Origin of the sequence: Rhizobium sp. RU35A, assembly GCF_900156005.1 — a bacterium.
In the GTDB taxonomy this organism is placed as follows: Bacteria; Pseudomonadota; Alphaproteobacteria; order Rhizobiales; family Rhizobiaceae; genus Neorhizobium; species Neorhizobium straminoryzae.
Window position 1 is genome coordinate 103,454 of record NZ_FTMR01000011.1, and the last position, 18,621, is coordinate 122,074.

The 18,621-nt window shown below is 63.6% G+C and carries 19 protein-coding genes; 11 read left to right on the forward strand and 8 right to left on the reverse strand.

Features of this window, described 5'->3' with window-relative positions:
- The first annotated feature begins 60 nt into the window (after positions 1-60).
- Positions 61-456: a DUF1236 domain-containing protein gene (locus F3H95_RS21465; RefSeq protein WP_149747505.1), complete on the forward strand. Its 396-nt coding sequence runs from the start codon at positions 61-63 to the stop codon at positions 454-456.
- 53 nt (positions 457-509) lie between these two features.
- Here the strand turns inward: F3H95_RS21465 and pncB are convergent, their stop codons facing one another.
- The 8 genes from pncB to F3H95_RS21505 all read right to left on the reverse strand — a co-directional run bounded on the left by pncB (position 510) and on the right by F3H95_RS21505 (position 9,089).
- On the reverse strand, positions 510-1,817 hold the full coding sequence (gene pncB, locus F3H95_RS21470) for a nicotinate phosphoribosyltransferase (protein WP_143126608.1): 1,308 nt from the start codon (positions 1,815-1,817) through the stop codon (positions 510-512).
- A 197-nt stretch (positions 1,818-2,014) separates the two neighbouring features.
- Positions 2,015-2,311, reverse strand: coding sequence for a hypothetical protein (locus tag F3H95_RS21475; RefSeq protein ID WP_149747506.1), 297 nt, complete (start codon positions 2,309-2,311; stop codon positions 2,015-2,017).
- A 121-nt stretch (positions 2,312-2,432) separates the two neighbouring features.
- Positions 2,433-4,061, reverse strand: coding sequence for an ABC transporter ATP-binding protein (locus F3H95_RS21480; RefSeq protein WP_149747507.1), 1,629 nt, complete (start codon positions 4,059-4,061; stop codon positions 2,433-2,435).
- Entirely contained in the window at positions 4,058-4,558 is a 501-nt protein-coding gene (locus F3H95_RS21485; RefSeq protein ID WP_149747508.1) for a PIN domain-containing protein, read from the reverse strand. Before F3H95_RS21485 ends, F3H95_RS21480 begins: the two co-directional genes overlap by 4 nt.
- Positions 4,555-4,806, reverse strand: coding sequence for a siderophore-interacting protein (locus F3H95_RS21490; RefSeq protein ID WP_149747509.1), 252 nt, complete (start codon positions 4,804-4,806; stop codon positions 4,555-4,557). Before F3H95_RS21490 ends, F3H95_RS21485 begins: the two co-directional genes overlap by 4 nt.
- A 64-nt stretch (positions 4,807-4,870) precedes the next feature.
- The gene (locus F3H95_RS21495) at positions 4,871-6,025 is read right to left on the reverse strand and encodes an ABC transporter permease (protein ID WP_149747510.1); all 1,155 of its coding nucleotides are present in this window, start codon (positions 6,023-6,025) and stop codon (positions 4,871-4,873) included.
- Entirely contained in the window at positions 6,025-7,110 is a 1,086-nt protein-coding gene (locus tag F3H95_RS21500; RefSeq protein ID WP_149747511.1) for a microcin C ABC transporter permease YejB, read from the reverse strand. Before F3H95_RS21500 ends, F3H95_RS21495 begins: the two co-directional genes overlap by 1 nt.
- A 140-nt stretch (positions 7,111-7,250) precedes the next feature.
- On the reverse strand, positions 7,251-9,089 hold the full coding sequence (locus tag F3H95_RS21505) for an extracellular solute-binding protein (protein ID WP_149747512.1): 1,839 nt from the start codon (positions 9,087-9,089) through the stop codon (positions 7,251-7,253).
- 247 nt (positions 9,090-9,336) lie between these two features.
- On the opposite strand from F3H95_RS21505, the gene mepA reads away from it, so the two are divergent.
- From mepA to F3H95_RS21555, 10 genes are all read left to right on the forward strand, one after another.
- The gene (gene mepA, locus F3H95_RS21510) at positions 9,337-10,338 is read left to right on the forward strand and encodes a penicillin-insensitive murein endopeptidase (RefSeq protein WP_149747564.1); all 1,002 of its coding nucleotides are present in this window, start codon (positions 9,337-9,339) and stop codon (positions 10,336-10,338) included.
- 144 nt (positions 10,339-10,482) lie between these two features.
- Positions 10,483-10,857, forward strand: a complete 375-nt coding sequence (locus F3H95_RS21515; RefSeq protein WP_143126600.1) for a methylglyoxal synthase — start codon at positions 10,483-10,485, stop codon at positions 10,855-10,857.
- A 75-nt stretch (positions 10,858-10,932) separates the two neighbouring features.
- Positions 10,933-11,955, forward strand: a complete 1,023-nt coding sequence (locus F3H95_RS21520) for a glucokinase (RefSeq protein ID WP_149747513.1) — start codon at positions 10,933-10,935, stop codon at positions 11,953-11,955.
- Between the two features lie 127 nt (positions 11,956-12,082).
- Complete coding sequence (locus tag F3H95_RS21525) at positions 12,083-13,867, forward strand: ABC transporter ATP-binding protein (RefSeq protein ID WP_149747514.1); 1,785 nt, start codon at positions 12,083-12,085, stop codon at positions 13,865-13,867.
- 77 nt (positions 13,868-13,944) lie between these two features.
- Positions 13,945-14,766, forward strand: coding sequence for a 4-hydroxy-tetrahydrodipicolinate reductase (gene dapB, locus F3H95_RS21530; protein ID WP_149747515.1), 822 nt, complete (start codon positions 13,945-13,947; stop codon positions 14,764-14,766).
- Positions 14,767-14,793: 27 nt separating this feature from the next.
- Positions 14,794-15,429 (forward strand): 2,3-bisphosphoglycerate-dependent phosphoglycerate mutase, encoded by a 636-nt coding sequence (locus tag F3H95_RS21535; protein ID WP_149747516.1) that lies wholly within the window; start codon positions 14,794-14,796, stop codon positions 15,427-15,429.
- Positions 15,430-15,752: 323 nt separating this feature from the next.
- Positions 15,753-16,466, forward strand: coding sequence for a DUF1045 domain-containing protein (locus F3H95_RS21540; RefSeq protein WP_149747517.1), 714 nt, complete (start codon positions 15,753-15,755; stop codon positions 16,464-16,466).
- The gene (locus F3H95_RS21545; RefSeq protein ID WP_149747518.1) at positions 16,463-17,602 is read left to right on the forward strand and encodes an alpha-D-ribose 1-methylphosphonate 5-triphosphate diphosphatase; all 1,140 of its coding nucleotides are present in this window, start codon (positions 16,463-16,465) and stop codon (positions 17,600-17,602) included. Before F3H95_RS21540 ends, F3H95_RS21545 begins: the two co-directional genes overlap by 4 nt.
- On the forward strand, positions 17,602-18,210 hold the full coding sequence (gene phnN, locus F3H95_RS21550; RefSeq protein WP_149747565.1) for a phosphonate metabolism protein/1,5-bisphosphokinase (PRPP-forming) PhnN: 609 nt from the start codon (positions 17,602-17,604) through the stop codon (positions 18,208-18,210). Before F3H95_RS21545 ends, phnN begins: the two co-directional genes overlap by 1 nt.
- Before the next feature lie 106 nt (positions 18,211-18,316).
- Entirely contained in the window at positions 18,317-18,610 is a 294-nt protein-coding gene (locus tag F3H95_RS21555) for a hypothetical protein (RefSeq protein WP_143126593.1), read from the forward strand.
- Positions 18,611-18,621 lie beyond the last annotated feature (11 nt).

An 18,621-nucleotide genomic window follows, 5' to 3' on the forward strand; every position in this document is an offset into this window, starting at 1 on the left:
GAACGAATTGCGGGCGCGCGTGTTGTCCTGCCACGCCCTTGACCCGAGAGGAGAGATCGCATGCGTAAGTTTCTACTGACATCAACTGCTGTTCTCGCAGCAGGTTTCGCAAATTTTGCTGCAGCGCAGGATGGGACGACGACGGGCGCCGCCAGTGGCGCGATCACTGGCGCCATCGTCGGCGGCCCGATTGGTGCCGCGGTCGGCGGCATTGCCGGCGCCGCCATCGGCACCGCCATTGACCCGCCGCCGCAGGAGGTCGTGACCTATGTGCGCGCCCAGCCAGCCCCCGAGCCAGTGGTAGTCGAGCGCCAGATTGTGGTTGGCAAGCCGATCCCGGAAACGGTCGTGCTGACGCCGGTTCCGGAGCACCGTGACTACGCCTATGCCGTGGTCAATGAGCAGCGGGTGATTGTCGACCCGAAAACACACACGGTCGTGCAGATCCTCGATTGATCTCCAGCATCGAGAACGTGGGCGGGTTCCAGACGGAGGCCGCCTTCCCGGTTCTAGACCAGAACAGCCTGTTCCACGCGGTCCTCCTGGCCGAAGAAACGCAGATAGCGCTGCACCTCTTCCGGCGTGCCGGTCGCCTTGCGGGGATTGTCGGAGAGTTTGACTGCCGGTCGGCCGTTCGCCTCGCTCACCTTGCAGACGATGGAAATCGGCTTCAGCCCGTCGATTTCACGCGGCGCGCAGCCGGCAAAGTCGTTGGTGAGATTGGTGCCCCAGCCAAAGCCCATGCGCACCCGGCCTTCGAAATGGCGATAGGTATCGATGATCGCATCGACATCGAGGCCATCGGAAAAGATCAGCAGTTTCTGCCGGGGATCGCGCCCCATCTTCTGCCACCAGGCAATGATCTTCTCGCCGCCCTCGATCGGCGGGGCGCTATCCGGGCGAAACCCCGTCCAGTCCGCCACCCATTCGGGGGCATTGCGCAGGAAGGAGGCGGTGCCGAAGGCATCCGGCAGCACGATCAGCAGGTTGCCGCCATAGAGACGGTTCCAGTCCTTCAGGACCTTGTAGGGCGCCGCGCGCAGTTCCTCATCCGTATTGGCAAGCGCGGCCACCACCATCGGCAGTTCATGCGCATTGGTGCCGACGGCTTCGAGATCGGAATCCATCGCGAGAAGCACGTTGCTGGTGCCGGTAAAGGCTGGGCCGATGCCTTCCTTCAACGCTTCGACGCACCAGCGCTGCCAGAGAAAACTGTGGCGGCGGCGGGTGCCGAAATCGGAGATGCGCAGGCCCGGCAGCGTCCGGAGCCGCTCCACCTTTTCCCACATCTTCGCCTTGGCACGCGCATAGAGAACATCGAGCGTGAAGGGGCCGAGCGACTTCATTGCCGCCCGCGACCGCAACTCGTTGATGATGGCAAGTGCCGGAATTTCCCACATGGTGGTATCGGTCCAGCGGCCATGGAAGGTCAGCTCATACTGGCCGTCACGCTTGGAAAGCTCGTAGTCCGGCAGGCGATAATTTGCGAGCCAGGCCAGGAATTCCGGCTCGAAGATCTGCGAGCGACCATAGAAGCTGTTGCCGGCGAGCCAGATCATTTCCTTCTTCGACAATCGCAGGGACCGGGCGTGGTCCAGCTGGTTGCGCAGTTCCTGCTCGTCGATCTCATCCGCCAGCCGCACGCTCTTGGTGCGGTTGATCAGGGAAAAGGTGACATCCGTATCCGGATAGAGCTTCCAGATCATCTGGAGCATCAGCAGCTTGTAGAAATCGGTATCGATCAGGCTGCGAACGATGGGGTCGAGCTTCCACGTGTGGTTATACACGCGTCTGGCGATATCGGTCTTTGCTGCCATGGCTGCCTTTGCCCTCGCCGTATCCGGCAGAGGGCTCCTTCCCTCAACATCAGAGGCATCGGCCGACAACCTCCCCGCACGTTATCGAAAAAACGGGGATCAAAGTCCAGTGACCCGATCATCAAATCGATTGATGTTGGTCCGTGCCACCCGCCTGGATGCTGTCGACAGGCGAGGTCCGCCGATAGCATGCGCCCTCACGGTGTCGAGGGAGGCCGTGCATCGGGATTGACGGGCGTATTGTCGCCGGCGGGCGGCGTGGCGGCCTGCTCGGCCGGCGGTTCGTTGGTCTGTGCCCACCATTCCACGCCGCCCCAGGCGAGCATGGCGAGCAGAAGGCCGCCCCCCAGCACGACCATGACCGGCATGCCGCGCCGGCCCTGCCGCGCCTCGGTGGCGCTCAGCGGCGCGTCGGGGGCGGCCGACGGCGTGACGGAAGCCACGTCATTCTCGCGCGGCAAGGGACGGCGGTCCGTCTCGTTTCGATCGCTCATGGGACATTCCTCCGGCAGCACACCGCCAGAAGGGCGGCGCAGGATGGAAGAGCAAACCGGCAGCGATCCTCTTTGTTCCCGCCAGCCCAGGCTTCTCGCCGGCTACGAGGGTTCCCGCAAGCTACTGCGCGACGGCTGTGGCCGCGACAGCGCGCAGGTTGAAGGCGGCATCCATCAGCGCGCGGGTGTAATCGCTCTTCGGAGCGGCAAAAATCTCCTGCGATGGACCTTCCTCCATCACCTTGCCGGCCCGCATCACGATGACGTGGTTGGCCAGCGCCCGCACCACCTTCAGGTCATGGCTGATGAAGAGATAGGCGAGATCGTGCTTCTTCTGCAGATCGCGCAACAGATCCACCACCTGCGCCTGCACCGTCATGTCCAGCGCCGAGGTCGGCTCGTCCAGCATCACGAAGCGCGGCTTCAAGACCATGGCGCGGGCAATCGCGATGCGCTGCCGCTGGCCGCCAGAGAATTCGTGCGGGTAGCGCCAGCGCGTCGCAGGATCAAGGCCGACCTCGTCCAGCGCGGCGGCCACGGCACGGTCGCGCTCTTCGGACGAGAGCTGCGGCTGGTGCACTTTCAGGCCCTCGGCGATGATTTCGCCCACCGACATGCGCGGACTGAGCGACCCATAGGGATCCTGGAAAACCACCTGCAGCCGGTCGCGCAGCGGACGCATCTGGCGGAAGGAATAGCGGCCGATATTGCTGCCGATGAAACTGACACGCCCTTCGGAGGAAATCAGACGGGCGAGCGCCAGGCCGAGCGTCGTCTTGCCCGACCCGCTTTCGCCGACAACGCCCACCGTTTCGCCGGCGCGCAGCGTCACGTCGATGCCGTCCACCGCCTTCACATGATCGACCACGCGGCGCAGGAACCCGGCCTTGATCGGGAACCAGACCCGGATGTTGCGGCCCTCCATCACGACCGCTCGCAAGGGATCGGCCTCGGGCGGCTCGCCGCGCGGCTCGGACGACAGGAGGTGACGGGTATAGTCATGCTGCGGATCGCGAAAGACCTGCTCGACCGGCCCGGTTTCCACGATCTTTCCCTTGGTCATCACGCACACACGGTCGGCAAAGCGGCGCACGATACCGAGATCATGGGTGATGAACAGGATGGACATGCCGTAATCGCGCTGCAGCTTCTTCAGAAGCTCGAGGATCTGCGCCTGGACCGTCACGTCGAGCGCCGTCGTCGGCTCGTCGGCGATCAACAGCTTCGGCCGGTTGGCGAGCGCCATGGCGATCATCACGCGCTGGCGCTGCCCGCCGGACAGTTCGTGCGGATAGGCCTTCAACCGCTTTTCCGGCTCGCGGATGCCGACCTCGGCCAGAAGCTCCAGCGTGCGGCTGCGCGCCGCCTGCGGCGTCATGGCCTGATGCAGCTCAAGGATCTCGCCCACCTGCTGCTCGATGGTGTGCAGCGGATTGAGCGAGGTCATCGGCTCCTGGAAGATCATGGTGATGTCGTTGCCGCGCACCGCGCGCAGTTCCCGCTCCGACACCGTCAGCAGATCGCGGCCATCGAACAGGATTTTTCCGGACGGGTGGCTGGCCGAGGGATAGGGCAGCAACTGCAGCACGGAATTGGCGGTGACCGACTTGCCCGATCCGCTTTCGCCGACGAGCGCCAGCACTTCTCCCTCGCCGATCTCGAAGGAGACCCGATCGACCGCGAGAGTCTGGCTGCCTCCCTGATGGAAGGCGACGGACAGATCGCGGACGGAGAGGAGCGCGTTGGTCATGCAGTCAGACTTTCCAGAAGGGTCGTGAGGGTTGGCTCGTCGGGGCGGATGACGGCGAGGGGCGAATAAGGCAGATGCCCGAGCACAGGATGCACAATCTGGTCAAGCGTGTGGATGCCTCTGTCGGCACTGACGAAACCGCTCGCTCCAGCGACGAGAGCGGTCGCCATATGGATACCGTCCGGCAGTTTCAGACCGGGCCGCGTCGCCCTCAGCAAGGATGCAAGATCAAGAGCATCATGCGATACAGGGAGAATCTCGAGCCATGAGAGACCACCAAACCAGGATCGGTAGGCGTTGATCAGCTGTATCTGCCGGTCACGGTATGGCTTGACCAGAAGCTCCGACAGGGTCAGGGCGCTTGTCATCAAAATCGGCGCAGGCTTCGACGCCGCTACGGTGACAATCTGTTCCATAACACGTCTCGCGGCACCATCGCCTTCATTCAGAAGGATGAGCGCATTGGTATCGAGATAGAGACGGTGACCCACCGTCATCGCTCATCCCATTCGTCACGCAGGTCGCGGATGCGGCGCACGGCATCGTCAACGGAGACGCGCTCCGGATGGTCGCGCCTGTAATCGTTAATCAGGCGCATCGATTCCTCGAAACTCATGGGCTGTCGCTCGATCCCGGCATCATCCACCTCAACAACCACGCGCACGGTAGCGCCTGGCTGCAGCCCTTCGCGCAGGTCTTCCGGCAGATTCTCCACGGGATAATGCTCACGCACGATCTTGTTCATGGCGTGCCTCTTGATGTTCTCAGGACACCACTCTGCCACAGAATGGCGCACAAGACGACGCCCATCACCGGAACGTCTTTCGAGGATCGAAGGCATCGCGCACGGCTTCGCCGATGAAGATCAGCAGCGACAGCATGACCGACATGGAGAAGAAGGCGGTCAGCCCCAGCCAGGGCGCCTGCAGGTTGTTCTTGCCCTGGGCGATCATTTCACCGAGCGAGGGCGAGCCGGGCGGCATGCCGAAGCCGAGGAAATCGAGCGAGGTGAGCGTCGCAATCGAGCCGGAGAGAATGAAGGGCAGGAAGGTCAGGGTCGCAACCATGGCATTCGGCAGCAGGTGGCGGAACATGATCGTCCAGTCGCCGACACCGAGCGCACGGGCCGCCCGCACATATTCAAAATTGCGGGCGCGCAGGAATTCGGCGCGCACCACGCCGACGAAGCCGACCCACTGGAACAGCAGCATCACGCCGAGCAGCACGAAGAAGCCGGGCGGCAGGATGGCGGCGATGATCAGCAGGATGTAGAGCGAGGGCATCGACGACCAGATCTCGATGAAGCGCTGCATCAGGAGATCCGTCCAGCCGCCGAAGAAGCCCTGGATGGCGCCGGCCGTGACACCGATCAGCGCCGAGAGCACCGTCAGCGCAAGACCGAACAGAACCGAGATGCGGAAACCGTAGATCAGGCGGGCCAGCACGTCGCGCGCCTGGTCGTCGGTGCCGAGCCAGTTGAGATTGCCGAGCGTGCACTTCGGATCGTCGACACCCTTCGGATAGGCGCTGCAACGTTCCTCGGCGCCCATCAGCCAGAAGGGCTGCGTCGGCGCCGAATGGGGAATTTCGGAGTTCACCGTCTGGTAGGAGTAGCGCACCGGTGGCCAGACCATCCAGCCATTGGCGTTGATTTCTTCCTGGATGAAGTCGGAACGGTAATCGGTCGTCGCCAGGAAGCCGCCGAACTTTTCCTCCGGATAATTGACGAAGACCGGCACCAGAAGCTCGCCCTTGTAGGAGACGAGGATCGGCCGGTCATTGGCGATGAGTTCGGCTGACAGCGACAGGCCGAACAGCACCAGGAAGATCCAGAACGACCAGTAGCCGCGCCGGTTGGCCTTGAAATTCTGCCAGCGGCGCAGATTGGTCGGCGACAGCCGGCGGCGTGCGGGCGGCGTTGCGGCCACGGCATCGCGGGCAATGGCGGATGCGGGAGCGCTCATCACACCTCCCTCTTTTCAAAATCGATGCGCGGATCGATCCAGGTGTAGATCAGGTCGGACACCAGACCGACGACGAGGCCGAGCAGCGAGAAGATGTAGAGCGTGCCAAACACGATCGGATAATCGCGGTTGATGACGGCGAGATAGCCGAGGCGGCCGAGCCCATCGAGCGAAAAAATGTTCTCGATCAGGAGCGAGCCGGTGAAGAAGGCCGAAATGAAGGAGGCCGGAAAGCCGGCGATCACGATCAGCATGGCATTGCGAAAGACATGGCCATAGAGCACCCGCCGTTCACCGAGGCCTTTGGCGCGTGCGGTCACAACATATTGCTTTTTGATCTCGTCGATGAAGGAATTCTTCGTCAGCAGGGTCGTGGTGGCAAAGGCCGACAGCGACAGCGCGATCAGCGGCAGCGTCAGGTGCCAGAAATAGTCGAGGATCTTCTGCCACCAGGGCAGGTCGCTCCAGTTGTCCGACACGAGGCCGCGCAGCGGGAACCAGTCGAAGAAGGAGCCGCCGGCAAACAGCACGATCAGCAGGATGCCGAACAGGAAGCTCGGCACCGCATAGCCGATGATGATGATGCCGGAAGTCCAGACGTCGAAGGTCGAGCCGTCCTTCACCGCCTTGCGGATGCCGAGCGGAATCGAGATCGCATAGGAAGCGATCATGATCCAGACGCCAAGCGACATCGAGACCGGCAGCTTGTCGATGATGAGATCGAGCACCGGCGTGTTGCGGAAGAAGCTCTCGCCGAAATCGAAACGGATATAGTTCCACATCATGTCGAGGAAGCGGGTGAGCGGCGGCTTGTCGAAGCCGAACTGCTTTTCCAGCCGGGCAATCAGCTCGGGATCGAGACCCTGCGCACCACGGTAGCGCGCCTCCTCGCCGCCGCCACCGGCAGGCTGCAGATCCGACGCGCCGCCGGACAGACGGTCGCCGCTGTCGGATCCCTGGATCTGGGCGATCACCTGTTCCACCGGCCCGCCGGGCGCAAACTGCACCACGAGGAAGGAAATGCCCATGATGCCGATGATGGTCGGGATCATCAGGAGAAGACGGCGAAGGATATAGGCTCCCATCAGGCGTCTCCCGTTCGGCGGTCAGCGCCGCAGATCTCGTTCGGCATCAGGGGGTCCGGTTCCTTCGTCGTGACTGGGGCAAGAATCAGCATGTCTCTATGTGGCCTGTCCGGCCGCCGTCGCACAAGCATTTTAGCGGTTCATTCCGCACCCTTGGCCCACCAGAGTGCGGGGAAGCCGATGCCATATTCCGGAAGCGGTTCCGGATGGGCAAGCTTGGCCCAGTAGGCGATCTTGCTTTCGCCGGAATAGAACATCGGAATGACGAAGTGGTTGGCCAGCAGCACGCGGTCGAGCGCATGTACCGCGGCCACCTGATCTTCGCGCGTCGGAGCCTGGATGATCCGGCGGATCAGGTCATCGACCGCCGGATCGGCAATGCCGGCATAGTTCATCGAGCCCGGCTGGCTGGCGGCGGCAGACCCCCAGTAGACAAGCTGGTCGTTGCCGGGATCCATCGTCTGGGCCCAGACGCCGAAGATCATGTCGAAGTCGAAGGCGCGCACGCGGTTGACATATTGCGAGGAATCCACGGTGCGGATGCTGGCATCGATGCCGATCTTCTTGAGACTTGCCACATAGGGCAGCACGGTGCGTTCCATGGAGGGATTGTTGAGCAGGATCTCGAAGCGCATCGGCTGGCCGGTCTTGACGTTGACCATGCGGTTGCCCTTCAGCTCCCAGCCCGCCTCCTTGAACAGCGCGATCGCCTTGCGCAGGTTGTCGCGCACCTTCTGCGGATCGCCGTTCACCGGGTTGGTGTAGGGTTCGGTGAAGACACGGGCCGGCACCTTGTCCTTGAGGCTGTCGAGGATCTCCAGTTCCTTGCCCTGCGGCAGGCCGGACGAGGCCAGATCCGTGCCCCAGAAAAAGCTGTCGACACGCTTCAGCCCGCCATAGGCAAGATTCTTGTTCAGATCCTCGAAGTCATAGGCATAGTTCAACGCCTCGCGAACACGCGCATCCTTGAACTGGTCACGCCTGAGGTTGGGCACATAGGCCTGCATAATGCCACGGGCGCGGAAGGCATTGGGCAGCGCCTCGCGCTTGATGCGGCCATCCTTGACCGCATCGAACTCATAGCGTGTCGCCCAGCGGCTGGAACTGTTTTCCTGCCGGTAGTCGATCGTGCCGGCCCGGAAGGCCTCGAACTCCACGTCGCTGTCGGCGAAATAGGTGTAGCTGATCACCCGGAAATTGTTCTGCCCGATATTGATCGGCAGGTCCTTGCCCCAATAATCCTCACGCAATTCGTAGCGGATGGTGGCGCCTGCCTGGAAGGAGGCGATCCGATAGGGGCCGGAGCCCATCGGCGGCTCGAGGCTGCCTTTGGAGACATCGCGCGGATTGCCTTTTGCATCCTTTGCCGCGTACCAGTGCTTGGGCAGGATCGGGAACTCGCCGACGATGGCGGGCAGTTCCTTGTTGTTCTTCTCGTCGAAGCGGAAGGTGACTTCACGCTCCCCGGTCTTTTCGGCTGAGGTGACATGACGATAGTAATTGGCGAGCAGATTGCTGTTGGCCTTGGCGCTCTCGAAGCTGAAGACCACGTCATCCGGCGTCACCGGCTGGCCATCCGCCCACTTTGCCTCTGGCCGCAGCCGGAAGGTCACGGAGGAGCGATCTTCCGGCCAGGTCAGGGCCTCGGCCAGCAGGCCGTAGCGCACGCCGATCTCGTCCTCGGAGGAGGTCAGCAGCGTATCGAAGAGAAGTCCCGTGCCGGAGGCCGGATTGCCCTTGTCCACCAGCGGATTGAAATTGTCATAGGTGCCTTCGTCCGCAAGCTTCAGTTCGCCCTGTTTCGGCGCCTTGGTATTCACGTAGGGAAGCGCTTTGAAATCAGCGGGCAGCTTCGGTGGCTCCAGCGTGCCGATCGCATGGTGCCATGTCTGCTCCTCGGCGGCTGCCGCGATCGGAACGAGTGCCATCGCGGCACAGGTCAAAACCAGACATGTCTTGCGGATGCGCGCCAGCAGCATTCACCGGTCCCTTCGTCGTTGTTGAATTCTCCGAAGCATAAGGCAAAGCCGGCCAGAGTACAGCCTGCCTTGCCTCACAAGCTTTTGACGATCTGGAAGGAAATGCGCCATCGTCTCGCCTTCCTCATCGGGTGAGCATTCACCATACGCCCAAATCAGTCTAGAATCGGGCGCAACCCGGCGGGCGCCTCCGCCGCTTCTCGCAGTCCTGGATCTGATGCCGACGTCTTGCCCCCTGTCCCGCCGCATGGCCGCCACCGCGCTTCTGTTGTTGACGGCCTTTTCGCTTCCCGCCACCTTTCCGGCGGCTGCCCTTGCCGATCAGGAGGCCAAGAAGGCCTTTGGTGCCGTTGCCGCCCCCAGCGGCGGCGCTCCGACGCCGATTGGTTCCTATGCCAAAGGCTGCATTTCGGGTGCCGTGGCGCTTGGCGATGACGGGCCGCACTGGCAGGCCATGCGCCTGTCACGCAACCGCCACTGGGGCATGCCGCAAACGGTTTCCCTGCTGGAGCGCCTGTCGCAGGATGCGGTGCGCATCGGCTGGGGCAACGGCATCCTCGTCGGCGACATGTCGCAGCCGCGCGGCGGGCCAATGGCTTCCGGCCATGCCTCGCACCAGATCGGGCTCGATGTGGATGTCTGGTTCACGCCGATGCCGGAGCAGCGTCTGACCCGCCAGCAGCGCGAAACGCTGCCCTTCACCTCGATGCTGGACAAGAGCAAGTTCCTGACCGTCGATACCCGCAGGTTCACGCCGACGGCCGCGCGGCTGGTGATGACGGCGGCAAGCTATCCGCAGGTGGAACGCATCTTCGTCAATCCGGCGATCAAGAAGAAGCTCTGCGACAGCTGGACCGGCGACCGGTCGCTGCTCGGCAAGGTGCGGCCGATGTACGGCCATGACGAACATTTCCACATCCGCCTCACCTGCCCGCCCGGCCTTGCCAGCTGCAAGCCTCAGGCGCCGGTGGCAGCCGGCGACGGCTGCGACAAGTCGCTTGCCTGGTGGTTCACTGACGAGCCCTGGGCCAAGCCCGATCCGAAGAAGAAGCCGCCGGCGGCGCCGCGCCCGGTGATGGTGTCGGATCTGCCACGCGCCTGCGCTGCCCTGCTGTCGGCACCGGCCGCCGCCGGGACAATGCCGAGCGCCGCCATGGCGCCGATGCAGGCCGGGCCGGAGGCGGATGACGCGAATGGCCCCACGCCGTCGGAAGACGTGCCGATGCCGCGCGCAAGGCCCGCGCAGTAAAGCGTGGAACACCCTTGCGGCAGGCGCGCGACAGCCAGGGTGAATGCCACCAGCGATCCGCATATAAATCGTTTTAAAGCCTTTTCTTGCGCCCCCTGTTCGGTATAGAAACCGGCCTGGAGAGGAACATCCAAGGATAGGCCCGTGGCGGACAGACCCTGCATCGCACTCATCGCGCATGACCAGAAGAAGGACGAGATGGCCGCCTTCGCCAGACAGCACGAGAGGGCACTGTCGCAGTTTCGCATCGTGGCGACGGGCACGACGGGCGGACGCGTGCTGGAGGCAGCGCCGAGCCTCGACGTGACGCGGCTGAAAAGCGGTCCGCTCGGTGGCGACCAGCAGATCGGCGCGATGATCGCTACCGGCGAAGTCTCGATGCTGATCTTCTTCACCGATCCCCTGACGCCGCTGCCCCATGACGTGGATGTCAAGGCATTGACGCGGCTCGCCACCGTCTACGACATTCCGATGGCCCTCAACCGCGCCACGGCTGAAAAGCTGATCGATTTCCAGTAAGACCACCGCTAGAACCGCCGGTGAAACCCTGGCGCGAATAGGCCGATGAACGGCTGCAACGACGGAACCTTTGTGATGGCAAGAACGCTGGACACTGACAAGCCCGCCTTCCCGATCCTGATCGGCGACATCGGCGGCACCAATGCGCGGTTCTGGATCCTGACGGACGCCTTCGCAGAACCGATGCAGTTTCCCAATATCCGTACGGCCGATTTCCCGACCATCGAGGAAGCCATCCAGAAGGACGTGCTGGACAAGACATCGATGAAGCCGCGCTCGGCAATCCTGGCCATTGCCGGTCCGATCGAGGGCGACGAGATTCCGCTCACCAATTGCGACTGGGTGGTTCGGCCGAAGATCCTGATCGGCGACCTCGGCTTCGGCGACGTTCTCGTCATCAACGATTTCGAGGCGCAGGCGCTGGCGGTCGCGACACTGCCGGAAGAGGCGCGCGAGACGGTCGGCACCGTCTCCTCCGCGCCGCTGGCCTCGCGCGTGGTGCTGGGCCCCGGAACCGGGCTTGGGGTTGCCGGCCTCGTGCATGCCAGCGACATGTGGTTTCCGGTGCCCGGCGAAGGCGGCCATGTGGATCTCGGTCCGCGCACGGCGCGTGATGCCGCGGTGTTTCCGCATATCGAGCGCATCGAGGGCCGTGTTTCGGCCGAACAGATCCTCTGCGGACGCGGTCTCGTGAACCTTTACCGCGCCGTCTGCGCCGCTGATGGCGTCGCGCCGGTCTTGTCCGTGCCGGCGGATATCACGGCCCACGGCCTGTCCGGCGAGAACGCCCAGGCGGCCGAAACGCTGGTGCTGTTCGTCACCTATCTCGGCCGTGTGGCCGGCGACATGGCGCTGGTGATGATGGCGAAGGGCGGCGTCTATCTGGCCGGCGGCATCTCGCAGAAGATCGTGCCTGCCCTCAAGCGCCCGGAATTCCGCGCCGCCTTCGAGGACAAGGCCCCGCACACGGCGCTGATGCGGCATATCCCGACCTTCGTCGTCACCCATCCGCAGGCAGCACTCGCCGGTCTTGCCTCGTTTGCCCGCACGCCCGGCCATTTCGGCATCTCGACAGACGGACGCCGCTGGCGCGGTTGAGCGCAGGATCAAGGCGCGAATGCAACAGGAACCCGGAATCGTGGCCGGGCGCTAGCCAAGCCTGCCGCGACTGGGTAAGACCGCCCTCGCGGACAAGAATGCCGCGTTCTATGATAGGACCATCTTGTTGGAAGAAGCCGAAAAAGCCCAGCAACGCAATGCACAGCTCGATTCCGGTACGTTGACCAGCGTGCTGAAACGCATCATCGCCGAAAACGGCCGTGAACATGTGCGCGGTTATCTTTTCGCCATTCTGTGTCTCGTCGCCGTGGCTCTATCGACCGCCTTTACCGCCTGGATCATGGAATCGGTGGTGAACGAGGCCTTCGCCAACAAGCGCGCCGATCTGGTCTGGATCATCTGTGGCGCGATCTTCATCGCCTTCGTTCTGCGAGGCCTGGCGAGCTACGGGCAGGCCGTGACGCTCTCCAAGATCGGCAACAACATCGTCGCACAATATCAGAAGCGGCTCTATACCCATCTGATGAAGCTGTCGGTCGGCTTCTACAGCGAGTCCCGCTCGGCGCATCTCGCCGCCCAGATCAGCCAGAACGTCAACGGCATCCGCGACGTCCTGAACCTCACGGTCACCTCGACCGCCCGCGATTTTCTCAGCCTGATCGCGCTGATCTTCGTGATGATCACCAAGGATCCGATCCTGTCGCTCATCGTCTTCGGCGTGGCGCCGCCGCTGCTCTATGCCCTGCGCTACGTCTCGAGGCGCCTGCGCAGCGCCACCCGCGAATCGGTCGAGCTGAACAGCCACGTGCTCGGCGCGATGCAGGAAACCATTCAGGGTATTGCCATCGTCAAGGCCTTCACGATGGAAGAGGAACTCAGCCGCAAGGTCAATGGCATCATCGATGCCGCCGAAAACCGTTCCAACCGCATTGCCCGGCTGACGGAACGCACCTCGCCGCTAACCGAAACCTTTGCCGGCCTGTCGATTTCCAGCGTCGTCGGCTATGCCGCCTTCCGCTCGATCTATGATGGCGTACCGCCGGGGGCCTTTTTCGCCTTCATCACCGCGCTGCTGATGGCCTATGATCCGGCCCGCCGGCTCGCCAAGCTGCAGGTGCAGATGGAACGTGCCGTCGTGAATGCCCGGATGATCTACGCGCTTCTCGACCTGCAGCCGCAGCAGCGCGAGCGGCCCGGCGCGCCGGACCTGGTGGTGAGCGAGGCCCGCGTAGAACTGAAGGGTGTCACCTTCCGCTACGGCGAGGGCGACGCGATCCTGAAAGCCGTCGACATTGTCGCCGAAGGCGGCAAGACGACAGCGCTTGTCGGCCCCTCCGGTGCCGGAAAATCGACCATCATCTCGCTCATTCCGCGTTTCTATGATCCGTCCGAAGGCGCCATTCTGATCGATGGCCAGGACATTTCGCAGGTCACGAAGGCGTCGCTGCGCCAACACCTCGCTTATGTCTCGCAGCAGCCCTACCTGTTCGAAGGCACGATCCGCGACAACATCCGCTACGGACGCCCGGAGGCGAGTGATGCGGAGGTGGAGGAGGCCGCGCGCCTCGCCTACGCCCATGACTTCATCCTGGCCCAGCCGCAGGGCTACGAGACGCCGGTCGGCGAAAACGGCGTGACGCTGTCCGGTGGCCAGCGCCAGCGCCTGTCGATTGCCCGCGCGCTGGTCCGCCGGGCGCCGATCCTGCTCCTCGACGAGGCGACCTCGGCGCTGGACAACGAATCGGAGGCGGCCGTCCAAAAGGCGCTCGACACGGCCATGAAGGGCCGCACCGTCGTCGTCGTCGCCCATCGCCTCTCCACCATCGTCAAGGCCGACAAGATCATCGTGATGGCCGAGGGACGGGTGATGGAGGAAGGCAACCACGAGAGCCTTGCGCGCCGCCCGGACGGGCTTTACGCTCGCCTCAACAATCTGCAGGCGCCCGTCTGACGGGCGCCCCATGGACCGCACCTTCCGGCGAGCCCTTCGCCACGCCAGATCCACACGACAGGGAGCCGCATTTCCGCATGAGCGAGCATGACATGAAGCTGGTGGTGGTCGGCGCCGCCGGACGGATGGGCCAGACCATCATCCGCGTCATCAAGGAAACGCAGGGCGTTGCGCTGCATGCCGCCATCGAGCGGGAAGGTTCCCCCTTCATCGGCAAGGATGCCGGCGAACTGGCAGGCGCGGGAACGCTCGGCGTACCAATCACCAGCGATCCGCTGCAGGCCTTCCTGCATGCCGATGGGGTGATCGACTTCACCTCGCCGGCCGGCACGGTGGAATTTGCAGGGCTGGCGGCGCAGGCCCGCATCGTGCATGTGATCGGCACCACCGGCTGCGGCGAGGATGACGAAGCGCGCATTGCAGCCGCTGCCCGCCATGCCCGCATCGTGAAATCCGGAAATATGAGCCTCGGCGTCAATCTGCTCGGCGTTCTCGTGGAGCAAGCCGCGCGCGCCCTTCCGCCTGCGGCCTGGGACATCGAGATCCTCGAAATGCATCACAAGCACAAGGTGGACGCGCCCTCCGGCACGGCCCTGCTGCTCGGCGAAGCGGCCGCGAAGGGTCGCGGCATCGATCTCAAATCCAGTTCGGTGCGCGTGCGCGACGGCCATACCGGCGCCCGTCCCGTGGGTTCGATCGGCTTTGCCACGCTGCGCGGCGGCTCGGTGGTCGGCGAACATTCGGCGATCCTGGCCGGCGAAGGCGAACTCGTTACCCTCTCGCACTCGGCACTCGACCGCTCGATCTTCGCCCGCGGCGCGGTGGCGGCGGCGCTCTGGGCGCGCGACCAGAAGCCCGGCCTGTTTTCCATGCTCGACGTCCTCGGGCTGTCCCACTGATCCTTTGATCCCATACTGGAGGCATACATGAGCGGAACCCTCGTCCTCGTTCGCCACGGGCAGAGCGACTGGAACCTGAAGAACCTTTTCACCGGCTGGAAGGACCCCGACCTGACGGAGCTTGGCGTAAAGGAAGCCGAGACCGGCGGCCAGGCGCTGGCAGATTACGGCATCAAGTTCGACATCGCCTTCACCTCGGCGCTGAAGCGCGCCCAGGAAACCTGCCGCATCGTTCTCGAAAAGGTCGGCCAGCCGGATCTCGAAGCCATTCGCGACCAGGCGCTGAACGAGCGCGACTACGGCGACCTCTCCGGGCTCAACAAGGACGATGCCCGCGAAAAGTGGGGCGAAGAGCAGGTGCACATCTGGCGCCGCTCCTATGACGTGCCGCCGCCCGGCGGCGAGTCCCTGCGCGACACCGGCGCCCGCGTCTGGCCCTATTTCATGACGGAAATTCTTCCGCGCGTGCTGCGCGGCGAAACGGTTCTGGTGGCCGCCCACGGCAATTCGCTGCGCTCGCTGGTGATGGTGCTCGACCGTCTGTCGAAGGAAGAGATCCTGAAGCTCAACCTCGCGACCGGTGTGCCGATGGTCTACAAGCTGAATGCCGATTCGACCGTCGCCTCCAAGGACGTGCTGGGCGACATGTCCGGCGCCCACTGACACATCCCGCCAGAGTCTTTTTCAGGCGCTGCCGGCATCCGGCGGCGCCTTTTCATTGGGGATCGCAGCTGCCGTCAGCGGCCGTACCAGTAGGCGCTGATCAGGCCGCTGGCGGCGAGGACAGAGAGGAAGGTGCCGATGAGGATGCCGGGTTCCATGCGAATTCTCCCGTTTTGCGTGTCGTGCCTGCCTTTCAATGCACGAGCGGCATAAAGAGTTGCACGAATCCGTTTCGGGAATGTTGATGCTTGACATCGTTGCGTCACGGCTTTCCGCTAGAGGGACCTTCTTCCAGTCCCCAGTCACGGGTGAGTCTCCCTCTCATGCGCCATGCCGTCTATTTCGCTCCGCCCCAGGATGATCCGTTGAACCGTGCCGCAGCCCTCTGGCTCGGCCGCGACGCATTTTCGGAACAGGGTATCTCGCCACCCGCCGATTCAGGCCTTCCCTTGGAGAAATGGCAGGCGCTGACGGCGGAGCCGCGCCGCTACGGCTTTCACGCCACGCTGAAGGCCCCCTTCACGCTTTCCTCCGAAAAGACGGTGGAGGATCTTGCCGAAGCCTTCGACACCTTCTGCAATCGAACGGCACCTGTGACGATCCCGAAACTCTGCCTGGCGGGGATCGGCCCCTTCTTCGCGCTGGTGCCGGACGGCGATTCGCAGGCAATCGACGCGCTCTGCGCCGAGATCACCCGCGCCTTCGAGCCGTTTCGTGCGCCGCTTTCGCCGGAGGATGTGGCGCGACGCAAGCCGGAGCGGCTCACCGAGCGGCAGCGCGCCCTGCTCAACGAGTGGGGCTATCCTTACGTCTTCGAGGAATTCCGCTTTCACATGACGCTGACGGGGCCCGTGCCGGAAGATGCACGCCCAGGAATGCGTGCGCTTCTCGAATCCCGCTTTTCCACCTTTATCGACCGGCCGCTTCCCATTGCCCATCTCGGCCTCTTCGTGGAACCCACGCGGGGTGCCCCCTTCCGTGTTGACCGCCATGCCCCCCTCGGCGGCACGCCGAATACCGACAGGAGCCACGCATGAGCCAGGAACTTATCCTGAAAAACGCCCGCATCGTCCTCGAAGACAGGATCGTCGATGGCGCCCTTCAGATCATTGGCGGACAGATCGCAGATATTTCGGAAGGTGTGCTTGCGACCGGCGAGGATCTCGAAGGAGATTTCCTGATTCCAGGCCTGGTGGAACTGCACACCGACCATCTGGAACAGCATTATTCGCCCCGTCCGGGCGTGCGCTGGGATACGACAGCCGCCATCCAGGCGCATGATGCACAGATCGCGACATCGGGCATCACCACCGTCTTCGATTGCCTGCGCCTCGGCTCGGATGAGGATGGTGGCTTCGAGCGCGGCGAGATGCGGCGCCTTGCCGATGCGATCGAGGCGGCCGAAGCGGCCGGGCGTCTCAGGGCCGAGCACCTGATCCACCTGCGCTGCGAGGTGCCCTGCGCCGATGTGATCGACCAGTTTTCCGATTTCGAGGGTGATCCCCGCGTGCGGCTTGCCTCGCTGATGGACCATGCGCCCGGCCAGCGCCAGTTCCAGTCGCTGGAGCAATATGTCTTCTTCTACAAGAAGAAGCGCGGCCTCTCGGACGAGGCGTTCGAGGCCTTCATGAAGGTCAGAAAAGACGCCTCCGAACGCTATTCGGCCAAGCACCGTGATGAACTGGCGGCGCGCTGCGCCGAACGCGGCATCACGGTCGCGAGCCATGACGATGCGACGCTTGCCCATGTGGAAGAGGCCAGGGGCCATGGCGTGCGGCTGGCAGAGTTTCCGACCAGCCTGGAGGCGGCCCGCGCCTCGCATGCGGCGGGCATGAGCGTGCTGATGGGGGCACCGAATGTGGTACGCGGCAAATCCCATTCCGGCAATATCGCCGCCCGTGACCTCGCGGATCTCGGCGTGCTCGATGTGCTCTCCTCCGATTACGTGCCGCTGAGCCTCCTGCACGCGCCTTTCATTCTGGCCGATACCGTTGAAGGGCTGTCACTGCCGCAGGCAATCGCCATGGTGAGCGCGACCCCTGCCAAGACGGTCGGCCTCACGGATCGCGGCCGCATTGCACCCGGCCTGCGCGCCGATCTGGTGCGGGTCCACCGGCAGGAAGGCGTTCCGGTCAGCCGCTCGGTCTGGCGTGCAGGACGACGGGTGGCGTGATGGACAGTACAGAGGAGAAACCCGCAGCCGGCACACCGGAACATGCCGCTGGAGGCGGCACCATGGCCGTGGTCGTCGGCCCGAGCGGCGCGGGCAAGGATACGCTGATGGCCTTTGCGGCGGCTCATTTTCGCGACGAGCCGCGTCTTCGCTTCGTGCGCCGTTTCATTACCCGGCCCGCCGATGCCGGCGGCGAGGATCACGAAGGGGTCAGCTCCGAGGATTTCGCCGCCATGGAACAATCGGGCGGCTTTGCCGTATCCTGGATGGCGCACGGCCTCCACTATGGCATTCCACGCCGCACACAGGCGGAACTGGCGGCCGGCATGGTGCTGGTCGCCAATGGTTCCCGCTCCGCCCTGCCGCACTTCCAGGAGGCCTACAAGAACCTGCTGGTGATCAATATTACCGCGCGTCCGGAGATCCTGGCCGAGCGTCTTGTGGTCCGCGGACGAGAAACACGGGAGGATATTCTGGCAAGACTGGAGCGAGCGCAGCTGTCCGTCGTCGGCGATTACAGTGTGGTGACCATCGACAACAGTGATGACATCGCGCGCGCGGGAAGCAAACTCGTGGATATTCTTTCGAAAGCGCTGCACAAAGCCTGAAAGCTCCCTGAAATACGGGAGTGGCACAGAGGTTATTCCCTCGTTAGACTGGCGGCATGCAGAAAGAGCGGCCGGTGAGTGGGACGCATTCCAAAAAGGAGTCCAGATGGCGCAATCCACGATCCGGGACATGCCGACCTATGAAGCGATCACGGCTCTGGAAGCCCGCCTCGTGGTCCTGGAAATCGTTACCATGTCGGCACTTGCCATGGTGATGGACACATCCGAGACGGCCGACAGGGAACAGGCCAACAGCCTGATGCAGCTCATCCTGCAGACCGTCGACCACCGCTGTGACGAACTCGGCCTTTCGCAGCAATGCCAGAAATCGGCACAGGACTATGCACGCAGCCTGCTCGGCACCGCCCTTTCGTCGCTTTATCCCGCCAGCCTGAACTGAGTGCAGGCCGA